Origin of the sequence: Enemella evansiae, from assembly GCF_004362375.1 — a bacterium.
In the GTDB taxonomy this organism is placed as follows: domain Bacteria; phylum Actinomycetota; class Actinomycetes; order Propionibacteriales; family Propionibacteriaceae; genus Enemella; species Enemella evansiae.
This window is the reverse complement of record NZ_SNXA01000009.1, coordinates 472,925-486,343: the sequence shown is the minus strand read 5'-3', so window position 1 is coordinate 486,343 and position 13,419 is coordinate 472,925. Positions and strand designations below refer to the sequence as shown.

Below are 13,419 nucleotides of genomic sequence, written 5' to 3'. Positions count from 1 at the left end.
GTCCGCCCGATCGCTCGCCAGGTGAAGCCCTTTTCGTCAGCCGTCGAGACGCGGAGGGGCGTGACCGGAGTGGCCCGGTTGCCGTCCCTGGGTGGCTCCACCCGTGCGCTGATGCCGGAGGATCGCGCGGCGCCAACTGGGTAAGGGAACGGAGATCGGGGGGTTTCCGGAGCCCCGACCCCGGCTGCGGCCCGCGGTCGGGGCTCTGGGAAACTTCGTGGTATATCGAGGGAAGGAGAACCACCATGACCGAGGAGCAGTTCCCTGCTGATGCCAACACCTCCGGCAGCCTGGCCGGCACCGGGAGCGGTGCGGCATCCGACCTGCACAGCCTGACCGCGGGCCCCGACGGCCCGATCATGCTGCACGACACCCACTTCGTCGAGCAGATGGCCCATTTCGACCGCGAGCGAGTGCCCGAGCGCGTGGTGCACGCCAAGGGTTCGGGTGCCTTCGGCACCTTCGAGGTGACCGGTGACGTCTCGCAATACACCAAGGCGGCGCTCTTCCAGCCGGGTGCGAAGACCGACATGCTGGCCCGATTCTCCACCGTGGCAGGAGAAATGGGCTCACCGGACACCTGGCGTGACCCGCGCGGCTTCGCGCTGAAGTTCTACACCGACGAGGGCAACTACGACCTGGTCGGCAACAACACCCCGATCTTCTTCATCCGCGACACGATGAAGTTCCCGCACTTCATCCGCTCCCAGAAGCGCCGCGGTGGCAACGGTCTGCGCGACAACCAGATGCAGTGGGACTTCTGGACCCTGAACCCCGAGTCGGCGCACCAGGTCACCTACCTGATGGGTGATCGCGGCATCCCGCGTTCCTACCGCTACATGAACGGCTACGGCTCGCACACCTACATGTGGATCAACGCCGCCGGGGAGAAGTTCTGGGTCAAGTACCACTTCCACTCCGACCAGGGCGTCGAGGGGCTGACCGGCGAGGAGGCGCTCCAGGTCGCCGGAGAGGACGCCGACGCGCATCGCCGTGACCTCTACACCGCCATCGAGGAGGGGGACTTCCCGAGCTGGACGCTGCGGGTGCAGGTGATCCCGTTCGAGGAGGGCTTCACCTACCGGGTCAACATCTTCGATGTCACCAAAACCGTGTCCCACAAGGATTACCCGCTGATCGACGTGGGGAAGATGACGCTGAACAAGAACCCGGAGAACTTCTTCGCCCAGATCGAGCAGGCGGCCTTCGAGCCGTCCGCGCTGGTACCGGGCATCGGTTTCTCCCCGGACCGGATGCTGCTCGGCCGGGTGTTCTCCTATGCCGACACCCACCGGCACCGGATCGGCGCCAACTACTTGCAGCTGCCGGTCAACAAGCCGCGCACCCAGGGTCACACCTACGCCTACGACGGCCCGATGGCCTACGACCACTCCGGGGACGCGGCGATGTACGCGCCGAACACCCAGGGCACCCCGTTCTCCGATCAGACCGGGGTCTCCGACGAGTCGTTCAAGGTCGACGGTGACCTGGTACGCCGGGCGCAGACCGTGCGCTCGGCCGAGGACGACGACTTCTCCCAGGCCGGCACGCTGGTCCGCGAGGTCTTCGACGACGCCCAGCGCGACCGGTTCGTGAAGACCGTGGTCGGCCATCTCAAGGGTGGTGTCTCCGGTGAGGTGCTGAAGCGCGCCTTCGACTACTGGAAGAACGTCGACGCCAGCATCGGTGAGCGGATCGAGCAGGCGTACAACGCCGACGATGCCGGGGACAATCCCGGCGGCCAGGCCGACGAGGCGGCCGAGCGGCTGGAGACCGCCGAGCGCGAGAGCGCGACGCAGGCCAGCAACTGATCAACCGCACCGAAGCGTGACCCCGGGTCGAAACTCTCGACCCGGGGTCAATGCTTTTTCACCGACTGGTTAAGACTCTCTCAGCCGGCGCTGGCCCGCGCCCCGTAAGGGTGAACCCTGAAATGACAGGCGTGTGATCTTCCGCTGAGGCGCATGGTGCCCGCATTTCCTTGTGTGGTTCAGGTTTCACGTGTGACGAGTGGTACTCAAGAATGGCGATCGACCTGTCGATAGAACCTGAGGAACCCCCATGAGAGTCGTGCTGCGGCTGTTGGCCGTGCTGAGTGTGCTGGCCGCGATGCTGGTCGGCGGGGGGCCGGGTGCCGATGCGGCACCGACCTCGCCCACGCCGAGCGCGACCCCCGAGGCCACCCCTGAGCCCACTGCCGAATCGGCACCCGCGCCGGTCGCTTCCGCGCGGGCGACCGCGACCGCGACCCCGCAGTGCGCACCGACGCCGACTCCCACGGCCGACCCGACGGCGACGGCCAGCGCCACCCCCGGTGCGACACCCGGCACCCCCGCCGCGTCACCCACCTCGGTCACCGACCCCTGCGCGACGCCGACCCCGACCCCGAGCGCCACCCCGGGCCAGGCGACCGCCCAGCCGACGGCGACCGCCGCCCCGGGCGTACCCCCGACCCCGAGTCCGACCGCCACGCCGGGCGCCACCCCCCAGCTCGCCGGCCCGCAGCTCGCCGAGGGCCCGGCGGACCCGCGCGCGGCCGGCCCGGCGCCCACCGTCGGCGGAGCCATCGGCGACAAGTGGAACAGCCTGGGCGGGATGAACAGCTTCCTCGGCGGCCCGCTGACCGCCGAGATCTGCGGCCTGCGTGACGGCGGCTGCTACCAGGTCTTCACCGGCGGCTCGATCTACTGGTCGATGCCCAGCGGCGCCTGGTCGGTCCGCGGCTCCATCGCCGAGCGCTGGGGCAAGCTGGGCTGGGAGACCGGTGCGCTGGGCTACCCCCGCTCCGATGAGATCTGCGGCCTGCGCGACAACGGCTGCGTGCAGCGCTACACCGGCGGCAACATCTACTGGAGCCCCCGCACCCCCGCGGTGAACGTCTGGGGCTCGATCCTGAACCACTACGCCGGCCAGGGCTGGGAGTCCGGTGTCCTCGGCTACCCGACCGCACCCGAGGACTGCAGCCTGCGCGACGGCGGCTGTGTGCAGTCCTTCACCGGCGGCCTGGTCTACAGCTCGAAGTCGGGCACCTTCACCGTGAAGGGCGCCATCGGCACCGACTATGCGCGCCAGGGCTACGAGCGGGGCCCGCTGGGCTACCCGACCTCGAACGAGGACTGCAGCCTGCGTGACGGCGGTTGCGTGCAGCGCTTCACCGGCGGCTTGGCCTACTACGCTCCGGGCGTCGGCGCCTACCACGTGCGCGGCTCGATCCTGGACAAGTACGCCGCCGGCGGTTACGAGAAGGGCCGGCTGGGATACCCGACCTCGGGTGAGTTCTGCGGGCTGCGCGACGGCGGTTGTGGCCAGCGCTTCACCGGTGGCCTGGTGCTGTGGTCCCCGGGCACCGGCGCGCACACCGTCTGGGGCGGCATGCTGGAGGCGTACGCCCCGCAGAAGTTCGAGGCCGGTCCGCTCGGCTATCCGACCTCGGACGAGTTCTGCGGCCTGCGCGACGGCGGCTGTGGCCAGCGTTTCACCGACGGCCTGATCCTCTGGTCGGCGGCCACCGGCCCCAATCCGGTCCGCGGTTCGATCCTGGACCGGTACGCCGCGATGGGTTACGAGACCGGTGCGATGGGTTACCCGAGCAGCCCCGAGTTCGGCGGCCTGGTCTCCGGCGGTGTCGGCCAGCGGTTCGCCAACGGGATGATGTACTACACCGCCGCGACCGGCGCGCAGCCGGTCCGCGGGGCGATCCAGGGGGCGTACGGCTCGGTCGGCTTCGAGCGCAGCAAGCTCGGCTACCCGACCGAGGGTGAGTTCTGCGGGCTGCGCGACGGCGGCTGCGCCCAGCGCTTCGCCGGCGGCATGGTCTACTACTCCCCGGCCGGCGGCGCCCAGCCGATCTGGGGTGCGATCCTCGGCAACTACGCCGCCGTGGGTTATGAGAAGAGCAAGCTCGGCTACCCGACCTCGGGTGAGTTCTGCGGGCTGGTCGGCAACGGCTGCGGCCAGCGCTTCGAGTCCGGTTACGAGTACTTCAGCCCGGGCACCGGCACCTACCCGGTCTGGGGTGCGATCCGCACCGCCTTCGAGGGCCAGGGCTGGGAGAAGGGCCCGCTCGGCTACCCGATCGAGTTCGAGTTCTGCGGGTTGAAGAACGGCGGCTGCGCGCAGCGCTACGAGCGCGGCATCATCTACTGGTCGCCGGGCTCGGGACCGAACCCGGTACGCGGCGCGATCTTCAACAAATATGGGGAACTCGGCTGGGAGACCGGCACGCTCGGCTATCCGACCAGTGCCGAATCCGCACCCAGCGGCGGCAAGATCACCCAGAAGTTCCAGGGTGGTGAGCTGGTCTTCGACCAGGCCACCGGTCAGGTCACCCAGCCCGGCGCCGGCGGTGGCACCGGGGGCGGCATCCCGCTGGTACCGGGCAGCTATCCCGATGCCAACGCCTATGCCTGTGGCAGCCTGTGGTGCAAGAACGGTTCGGTCTACTCCGAGCGGGGCTTCGCCTACCGCAACTGCACCGACTTCGCCGCCTGGAAGCGCGGCATGGTGTGGAGCGAGATCGCCCCGCGCAGCGGCGACGGCAACGCCCGCGGCTGGCGTCAGGGCTGGGTCGAGCGGGGCCGCACGGTGAGCAGTACGCCGAAGGTCGGCGCCATCGCCTGGTGGGCGGCCTCCAGCACCAGTTCCGGCTACGGTCACACCGCCATCGTCACCGCGGTGAACCCGGACGGCACCGCCAGCGTGGAGGAGTACAACTGGGCGACCCCGGGCGGTTACGGCACTCGCAAGAGCGTCCGCGCCGACGCGTACCTCTACTAGGCGCCCGGCTGCGATCCATCGAACCCTGGGTGCAATTCCCCACTGCTACAGGGTTGGAGGGATGCACGTCAGGTTCGATGGATCGCAGTGAGGCTCACTGATGAAGCGACTGCAGCTCGAGCTGGGCGAGTTCGTCGCGGTGCCGCCGCTGGGCCGGAAAGGGATCTGGCCGGCGCTGCCACTCGCGGTCGCGGGCGTGGCCCAGGTCGGTGAGCAGGCGGCGGGTGTCGGCGTCACCGCGGTGCGCCGCGGGCGGCCGGGGCAGGCGCTGGTTGAGTTCGAGGGCGGCGACGACCAGGCCGATGGTCAGTGCCAGCACGCCCAGGCCGATCAGTTGTGCGGTCATGGCGATTTCTCCTGTGCTGGAAGGGATCGATGGAACTGTCTGGTGGTGCCGGCAGTTCCATCATCGGTCTCGCAACACATCAGCACAAGCGAACTCTTGTGAACCACACTTAAGGGATGCTGTACTGATCCCATGATCGATGTGAACCGGCTCCGGGTGTTCCGCGCGGTCGTCGCCGCAGGCTCCATCCAGGCCGCCGCGACCAATCTGGGTTACACCCCGTCGGCGGTCAGCCAGCAGGTGACCACCCTGCAGCGCGAGACCGGGCTGACACTGCTGGAACGGGTCGGCCGCGGGGTCGAACCGACCGCGGCGGGCCTGGAGCTGGCCGAGGCCGCCGGGGGCGTGCTGGGCAGCCTCGACGAGGTCGAGTCCCGGGTCGCGGACCTGCGCGTGGGGCGTACCGGATCACTGTCGGTCGCCTACATCTCCTCGGTGGGGATGGCGTGGATGCCCGGCATCATCGCCGAGGTGGTCCGCGACTTCCCCGGGCTGCGGCTGGGGCTCTTCGTGCGGGAGGTTCCCGAAGGCAGCGAGAGCGACCGGATGGACATCGAGGTCTTCGTGAAGAATCCGGAATTCCCAGCCCGGTTGGGATTCCGGGATCACGACCTGATGGAGGAGCCCTATCAGGTGATCCTCCCGGTGGGTCATCCGCTGGCCGAGCAGGACCAGGTCGAACTCTCCGCCCTGCGCGGGGAGACCTGGATCGCCTCCGACAGCGCGGAGTCGAGCTGCCAACTGCGCGTCGACCAGGCCTGCGCGGCGGCCGGTTTCGTCGCCGAGTACGCCGTCCGCGCCGACGACCATCTGCCGGCCATCGCCTTCGTCCGGGCCGGCGTCGGGGTGACGATCGTGCCCCGGTTGTGCACCCTCGACCTGGTTCCCGGGGTGGTCGCCCGCGACCTGGTCAATCCGACCCCGACCCGGCAGCTCACCCTGCGGGTGCGCAAGGCGGTCGAGGACGCCCCGCAGGTGCACCGGGTGGTCGCCGGGTTGCAGGACGCGTCCCGGCGTGACCCCCTGGCGCCGACGGCAAGCGGGATCAGTCGACGGCGATCTCCTCGCCGAGCCGCCAGCCGGGATTGAGTTCCAGCACGTCACCGCTCCAGAAGCTGCCGGGGTCGTACCAGTTGGACGGCCGGTCGGTCGGCAGGATGCCCATCTCCTGATAGGTCACCGCGACCACCTCGGCGCAGAACGCGGCGGTCGGTGTCGGCGCGCCGCCACCGGGCAGCCGCCAGTCGGCGAACCGGCCGGACAGCCAGCGCCAGGCCAGGCGGCCGGTGGAGGGGAAGCTGACCCCGTCGAGCCGGGCAATCGTGCGCAGCAAGGAATCCTCGGCCTCGCGGCCGACCTCCGGACTCAGCTGCCGCAGCCACGCCCGTTGGTGGTAGCGATCCCGCCAGCGGTGCACCGCATCACCCAGATCGTGCAGCTGCACCCCCGGATGATGACCGCCGGTCCAGACATCGGGCAGTGACCGGCCCAGCTCGGCATGCCACATCAGCGGGGGCAGATCCTCAAGCACCACAGCCATTCCGACGTGGTTGACCGGGGCATTCGTCACCGCCCGGATCGCGCGATCGGCGCGGCTGGTGCCGCGGAAGATCCACAGGTCACCGGTGCGACTGGCCTCCAGGGCTTCGGTCAGGCTGAGCGGCATGCGACCCAGTGTGCCGGAGACCGGGCCACTACCCTGAGTGACCATGAAGGCGGCATCCAGGGATCGGGTGAAGCGGCGGATCGCGCCGGTGTGGAAGTTCCTCGGCATCGCCGGGCTGGTCTCGGTCGCCGCTGGTGGCGTCCTGGTCGCCCGCGACGAGCGCGCCCGCCGGGCGTACACCCCCGACCAGGTGCGGGAACGGTTGCACGAGCGCGCCACCGAGGGCCGCCCGGACGGCGATCAGTCCTAGAAACCTGTGGACAACCCTCCCCGACGGCTCGTGCCTGTCGGTGCGGGCGCCTAGATTCGAGGCGTGGAGTGGGATCAGCAGGCGCTCGGCCATGCGCCGATACCGGCCCGCGGCTGGTGGGACGCGCCCACCGACGCGGAGCTGCTGCGCCGGTTCGGTGAGTTGACGCTGAACCGCGCCCGCGCCTATCTGAACGGTGGCCGGGTCCGCTCGGTGCAGGTGCCCAGCCAGGCGTCGGTGGTGCTCGCCGAGGTCACCGGGACCCGGCGTTACGACGTGCTGCTCACCCCGGTCGGCACCCCGGATGTGTTCCGCGGCAACTGCAGCTGCCCGATGGGTTTCGACTGCAAGCACGTGCTGACCGTGCTGCTCTGGCTCCGCGCCCGGCCGAGCAGCCCCCGGTGGCGACGGCAGCTCGACCAGTTGCTGGCGATCCCGGCCGAGTCCCGTGGTGAACCCGGGCAGGGTCCGCTCGCGCTGCAGGTCTCGGCGCTGCGTTACGGTCGGGACTGGGCGGTGCAGTTCCTGCCCACCCGCCGGGTGAAGAAGGGCGATCGCTGGGCGAAGAACCTGCAGTGGTCGACGGTGAATGCACCGGGTGCGGACCAGCAGTACCGTCCTGATCAGCTGCGGGCGCTGCGCGAACTCGCCCATCTGCACCGGCCCTATTACCACAGTGGCGGGGTGTTGGACTTCGGCGATCTGGGGCCCGGGGCCTGGCGGCTGCTGGGTCAGGTCCGCGACGCCGGCTGCGAGTTCGTGCCCCATGCACAGCATCTGCAGGGCGGTGGGGAGAGCCGCGGGGTGGGCGTGGATTTCGCCGAGCTGCCGCTCGGCGCCCGGCTGGCCCGCGACGACGATGACCAGGTGGTGCTCGGCGTCCAGGCGCTCGATGGGACACCGCTGGAATCGGTTCAGCTGTTGGGAAATCCGCCGACCGCCGCGCTGGTCGACACCGGTGCGGAGCTGGTGCTGCGACCGTGTGACCCCGACCCGGGGCTACGTCCGCTGACCCAACTGGCGCAGGTGCGGATCCCGCCCGAGGAGGTGAGCGACTTCGTCGCCGACTATCTGCCCCGGCTCCGCGAACGCGCCCCGGTCACCGGCGCGGACCAGGTGGCCGCACTGCCCGAGGGGGAGACGCTGCGGCTGCGCGGCACCATCCGCGGGTTCGGCACCGGCGGGATCGAGCTGGCCTGGAGTTGGGTGTACGCCGACGCCACCGGCGAGCGCGAGGTCGGCCTGCTCGTCGAGCGCGGTGGCCCGCGCCGCTCCCCGGTGGTCGAGCAGGAGCTGCGGGCGGCGCTGGTCGCCGAGCTGCCGGAGCTGGCCGAGCTGCTCGGCTCCGGATCCGCCCGCCTGGACGCCGCCCGGGCCGCACTCTTCCGCTCGACGGTGGAACCGCGGTTGACCGCCGACGAGCGGGTCGAACTGCTGCACACCGGTGAGGTGCTGGACTATGCCGAGGCCACCGAGGCCCGCGTCGAGTGGCAGGTCACCGACAGCGACGAGCGGGACTGGTTCGACCTCGGCGGCCGGTTGCTGCTGGATGGTGAGCGGGTGCCGCTGGTCGAGGTGATCCGCGCGCTCCGCGCCCACCAGGAACTGCTGGTCAGCCCCTCGGGCCGGTTCGTCCGCCTGGACAGCCCCGAACTGGCGCGGCTCGCCGAGCTGCTGGAGGAGGCCAACCTGCTCACCGATCGGCGCGACGAGCTGCGGATCAGCCGCGACGATGTGGCGTTGTGGCGGGAGCTGGCCGATGTCGGGGTGATCGTCGAACAGGCCGAGCGCTGGCGGCGTACCGTCGGCGCACTCGTCACCGCCGATTCCGCGGAGGTGCCGCCACCGGTGGGGTTGCTGGCCGAGCTGCGGCCCTATCAGCTGGTCGGCTACCAGTGGCTGCACCGGCTGTGGAGCGCCGGGCTCGGTGGCCTGCTCGCCGACGACATGGGCCTCGGCAAGACCCTGCAGACCCTGGCCGCGTTGCTGCAGCGCCGCCAGCAGCGCACCGACGAGCCACCCGCCCTGGTCGTCGCGCCCACATCGGTGCTCGGCACCTGGGCCGGTGAGGCCGCCCGCTTCACCCCCGGCCTGCGGGTGGTGGTGATCGATCGGACGCTGAAGGCCAGCGGCGCCGAGCTGGCCGCGCTGACCGCCGAGGCCGATCTGGTCGTCACCTCCTACACCCTGCTGCGACTCGACGACCAGGCGTACGCCGCCCACGACTGGTCGGTGCTGGTGCTCGACGAGGCCCAGGCGGTGAAGAACCCGCGCGCCCGCACCCATCAGGCGGTGCGCCGGCTGCGGCGGGAGGTGACGATGGCGGTCACCGGTACGCCGGTGGAGAACTCGCTGGTCGACCTGTGGGCACAGCTGGCGCTGGTCGCGCCCGGGCTCTATCCGAAGCTGGAGGATTTCAACGCCGAGGTACGCCGACCGATCGAGTCCGGGCGGCAGCCCGAGCTGATGGAACGGTTGCGGAACCGGATCCGGCCGCTGCTGCTGCGTCGGACCAAGGAACTGGTCGCCGCCGACCTGCCGGAGAAGCACGTCCAGGTGCTGTCGGTGCCGCTGGCGCCCGGGCATCGGCGCCGCTATGACCGGCAGCTCGCCCGGGAACGGCAACGGATGCTGGGCCTGCTCGCCGATCCGGACGCCAACCGGATCGAGATCCTGGCCGGGCTGACCCGGTTGCGGCAGCTCGCGATCGACGAGGGAATCGGTGCCACCGCGGACGAGGCGGGCGGGAGGCGGACGCCGCACTCGGCGAAGACCGAGACCCTGGTCGAGCTGGTCACCGAGCTGGCCGGTGAGGGGCATCGGGCGCTGGTGTTCAGCCAGTTCACCAGCTATCTCGCCCGGGTCCGGGAGGCGCTCACCGAGGCAGGGATCGCCTGCTGCTATCTCGACGGCACCACCCGGGACCGGCAGCGGGTGGTGCAGGAGTTCCGCGACGGCGACCAACCGGTGTTCCTGATCAGCCTGAAGGCCGGCGGGGTCGGGCTGACACTCACCGAGGCCGATTACGTGTTCGTGCTCGACCCGTGGTGGAATCCCGCCGCCGAGCAGCAGGCGATCGACCGCGCGCACCGGATCGGGCAGCGACGATCGGTGCTGGTCTATCGGCTGGTCTCCGCCGACACCATCGAGGAGAAGGTCGTCGCCCTCGGCGCGCGCAAGACCGAACTCGCCGCCGGCCTGCTCGGCAGCGGCGACGAGGCCGCACCCCGGCTCACCGCCGACGAGCTGGAATCCCTGCTGGAATAGGGAATCCGGTCAAAACAGTCCGGACGCTCATCGAGTAACTCGGCATGCGGAGCGCAGCGGAGCAATGCAGAGCGTCTCGAGATGATGCCGCGACCCGCGAGCAGCGCACCGAAATCTGCGGCTCGATTCCCGATCGGGGCCCAGATCGGCCGATTCCGCGATCGAGCCGCAGATTCCGCAGGCCACCGCGAGTCTCGAGTCCGGTCTTCTCTCGGGCCGCTCGTAGGGCGGCGCGCTCCGGTTCTTCTCCGGCGGGGATCGTCCCGGCGGGCACCTCGACGCCGTGGCCTGGACCGCTGCCGCTGCGGTGCCCACTCACGGCAGCTGGTGGATGAGCACCGCCTTCCCGACCGTGGTACCGGCGCGCAGTGCGGCCAGCACACGCGGCGCATCCTGGATCGGGAGCTGCTCAGCGATGTGCACCGTGGCCTCACCGGAAGCGACCAGGGCGAGTGCACGGCGCAGATAGCTGCCGACGAGGGTCGGGTCTGCCGCGGAGAGTGCGCCGAGGTTGAAGCCCAGTACCCCGATGCCGCCGAACCACAGGGTGTTGCTGCTGATCTGCTTCGATGAGCGTGGTCATCGTCCCGAACGGGTCGTACCGCGGCGGGGTGGGGCGGTCCACGGGTCCTCCGGCCACGGGTGCTTGCTGTAGCGGCCGCGGTTCTCGGCACGGACCTGCGGATAGACCTCGTTCCAGAAGTTCGCCAGGTCCGCGGTGATCGCGAGCGGGCGGCCGGCGGGGGAGAGCAGCTCGAACACCAGCGGTATCCGGCCGTCGGCGATCCGCGGGGTCTCGGCGAGGCCGAAGGTCTCCTGCAGTTTCACCGCGACCCGCACCGTCGGCTCCGGCTCGTCGTGGTCGGGATAGCCGAGCCGGATCCGTGACCCGGACGGCACCTCGATGGTGGTCGGCGCCAACCGGTCCAGTTCCGCGGCCTGCCGCCAGTCGAGCAGGCGCCGCAGCGCACCGGCCGTGTCCACCGCCGACAACCGGCCGCCTGCGGCCAGTGCATCCAGCTCCGGCCCGAGCCAGTCCGCGAGTCGCTCCAGCAGCGCCGCGTCGTCCATCGCCGGCCAGTCGCCGAACACCCGGTGCAGCAGGGCCAACCGGTTCCGCAACGTCACCGCCGCGGTGGGCCACGGCAACAGCGACAATCCCTTGCGGCGCAGGGCTTCGGCGACGGCAGCGCGGCCCCGGGCCGGATCCGGGCGGACCGGTGTCGCGGACAGCTCGATGGCCCCGAGTCGGCGTACCCGGCGCCCGGCCAGTCGGCCCTCTGCCCAGCTCACCTCATCGGCCTCCCGCCGCAGCTCGGCGCCGGCCGCCAGCGCGAGCGGTTCATCGACCGGTACGGCGGCACGGATCACCGCGCCGGTCTCGGTACGCCCCAGCTCGGCGACCGCCAGCCAGGGCTGCCCCCGCAGCGGGGAACCCTTCGGCAGCTCGGCGCCGGTCCCCGAGGCCAGCAGGTACGCCCCAGCGCCCCCGCGGGCGCGGGCCAGTCGCTGCGGGAAGGCCAGCGCCACCACCCAGCCCACCGCCTGATCCTCGGAAACCCTTTCCTGCTGGGAATCCCGGCCATCGCCCGTCGGCGCCAGCTCGGCCAGTCGCTGCGCCTGATCGGCCCACGCCTTCGCCCCCGGTGCCGTGCCGCGACGCAGCGCCCGCCAGCGCGCGGTCAGATCGGTCTCCCGGCCGCCGTCGTCGGCGGCCAGCATCGCCACCACCTCGGCGCAGCGCCGCACGCCGAGCCGCGGTGCGCCGTCCAGCAGTGCCCGGCCCAACCGCGGGTCCACCGGCAACCGCACCAACCGCCGGCCGAGATCGGTCGCGGCACCGGCGTCGTCGATCGCACCCAGTCCACGCAGGGTCTCCTCGGCGCGATCGGCGGCCACCTCCGGCGGCGGATCCGGCAACGCCAGACCCGCACCCCGCGGCGTACCCCAACAGGCCAGATCCAGCATCGCACCGGTGAGGTCGGCGGTCGCGATCTCCGGCCGATCGGACTCCGCGGCCCGCGCCCAGGCATCCTCCGGCCAGCAGCGCAGCACCAGACCGGGGCCGAGCCGCGCCGCCCGGCCCGCTCGCTGGATCGCCGTCGCCCGGGACACCGAGACGGTCACCAGCCCGGTCAGCTCCCGGGTGGCGTCGTGACGCGGCTGCCGCGACAACCCGGAATCGACGACGATCCGCACCCCGGGCACGGTCAACGAGGTCTCCGCGACCGCGGTGGCGACCACCACCCGCCGGTGTGCACCCGGGGTGAGTGCGGCGTCCTGCTCCCGCGCCGACAGCCGGCCATGCAGCGGCAGCACCGGGATCGCCGGACCCAGCCGGCCGCGCAGTGCGGCGCAGACCTGATCCACCTCCCAGGCTCCCGGGACGAACACGAGCACATCGCCCTGGTGCTCAGCGAGGGCCGCCGCCGCGGTGTCGGCGACGTGGCCGCAGAACTCCCGGGTGACGCCGCGGGCGTCCAGCGTGCGCACCCCGGCCGGCGCCGGTCGCCAGCCGACCTCGAGCGGGAACAGCACGTCGGGAACCGACACCACCGGTGCCGGATTCTCAACGCTGCCGAGGATTGCGGCGAACCGATCGGCCGCCAGGGTGGCCGACATCGCGACCACCGACAGGTCCTCCCGCAGTTCCAGGAGCTCCCGCAGCATGCCCAGCGCCAGATCGGATTCGAGTTGCCGCTCGTGCACCTCGTCCAGCACCACCGCGTCGATGCCGGGCAGTTCGGGATCGGTGAGCAACCGGCGCAGCAGCACCCCGGTGGTGCAGAACTCGACCCGGGTTCGCGCCGAGCGGCGGCGCTCGCCGCGGACGGTGAAGCCGACCTCCTCGCCCAGGCGTACCCCTGCCAGCGACGCCAGCCGCCGCGCCGCTGCCCGGGCCGCCACCCGCCGCGGTTGGGTGACGACCACCCGACCCCCGGTCCCGAGCTCGGCCAGCGCCGGCGGCACCAGGGTGGTCTTGCCGGTACCGGGTGGCGCCTGGACCACCGCGACCCGGTGCTCGGCCAGGGAGTCCCGCAGCCTCGGCAGGGCGGCCGCCACCGGCAGGCCGGAACCGATCCGGTCCAAGTCGAAGCGCGGGCTCATCGCGCG

The 13,419-nt window shown here is 71.3% G+C and carries 10 protein-coding genes; 5 read left to right on the top strand and 5 right to left on the bottom strand.

The window, feature by feature from the left end:
- The first annotated feature begins 245 nt into the window (after positions 1–245).
- Both C8D81_RS10345 and C8D81_RS10340 read left to right on the top strand, forming a co-directional pair.
- Complete coding sequence (locus C8D81_RS10345) at positions 246–1,811, top strand: catalase (RefSeq protein WP_094359030.1); 1,566 nt, start codon at positions 246–248, stop codon at positions 1,809–1,811.
- A gap of 250 nt (positions 1,812–2,061) precedes the next feature.
- Positions 2,062–4,776, top strand: coding sequence for a CHAP domain-containing protein (locus C8D81_RS10340; RefSeq protein ID WP_133626017.1), 2,715 nt, complete (start codon positions 2,062–2,064; stop codon positions 4,774–4,776).
- Between the two features lie 94 nt (positions 4,777–4,870).
- Here C8D81_RS10340 and C8D81_RS10335 read toward each other — a convergent pair whose 3' ends face one another.
- Entirely contained in the window at positions 4,871–5,122 is a 252-nt protein-coding gene (locus C8D81_RS10335; protein ID WP_094360140.1) for a hypothetical protein, read from the bottom strand.
- Between the two features lie 132 nt (positions 5,123–5,254).
- On the opposite strand from C8D81_RS10335, the gene C8D81_RS10330 reads away from it, so the two are divergent.
- Positions 5,255–6,211 carry a LysR family transcriptional regulator gene (locus C8D81_RS10330; RefSeq protein WP_094360138.1) on the top strand — a complete coding sequence of 319 codons (957 nt, stop codon included), beginning with the start codon at positions 5,255–5,257 and terminating at the stop codon, positions 6,209–6,211.
- On the opposite strand, the gene C8D81_RS10325 is transcribed toward C8D81_RS10330, so the two are convergent.
- Entirely contained in the window at positions 6,168–6,788 is a 621-nt protein-coding gene (locus tag C8D81_RS10325) for a hypothetical protein (RefSeq protein ID WP_094401816.1), read from the bottom strand. The two genes, C8D81_RS10330 and C8D81_RS10325, sit on opposite strands and share 44 nt — an antisense overlap.
- A 43-nt stretch (positions 6,789–6,831) precedes the next feature.
- Between C8D81_RS10325 and C8D81_RS10320 the strand changes: the two genes are divergently transcribed.
- Both C8D81_RS10320 and C8D81_RS10315 read left to right on the top strand, forming a co-directional pair.
- Positions 6,832–7,038 carry a hypothetical protein gene (locus tag C8D81_RS10320; RefSeq protein ID WP_133626016.1) on the top strand — a complete coding sequence of 69 codons (207 nt, stop codon included), beginning with the start codon at positions 6,832–6,834 and terminating at the stop codon, positions 7,036–7,038.
- Between the two features lie 63 nt (positions 7,039–7,101).
- Positions 7,102–10,305, top strand: a complete 3,204-nt coding sequence (locus C8D81_RS10315) for a DEAD/DEAH box helicase (RefSeq protein WP_133626015.1) — start codon at positions 7,102–7,104, stop codon at positions 10,303–10,305.
- Here C8D81_RS10315 and C8D81_RS21955 read toward each other — a convergent pair.
- From C8D81_RS21955 to hrpB, 3 genes are read right to left on the bottom strand one after another with little or no spacing between them, the layout of a single operon-like run.
- Positions 10,271–10,624 carry an NUDIX domain-containing protein gene (locus tag C8D81_RS21955; RefSeq protein ID WP_407644071.1) on the bottom strand — a complete coding sequence of 118 codons (354 nt, stop codon included), beginning with the start codon at positions 10,622–10,624 and terminating at the stop codon, positions 10,271–10,273. The two genes, C8D81_RS10315 and C8D81_RS21955, sit on opposite strands and share 35 nt — an antisense overlap.
- Positions 10,621–10,827, bottom strand: coding sequence for a zinc-binding dehydrogenase (locus tag C8D81_RS21560; protein WP_324614825.1), 207 nt, complete (start codon positions 10,825–10,827; stop codon positions 10,621–10,623). The genes C8D81_RS21955 and C8D81_RS21560 overlap by 4 nt, the downstream gene beginning before the upstream one ends.
- 57 nt (positions 10,828–10,884) lie before the next feature.
- Complete coding sequence (gene hrpB, locus C8D81_RS10305) at positions 10,885–13,413, bottom strand: ATP-dependent helicase HrpB (RefSeq protein ID WP_133626014.1); 2,529 nt, start codon at positions 13,411–13,413, stop codon at positions 10,885–10,887.
- Between the last annotated feature and the right edge of the window lie 6 nt (positions 13,414–13,419).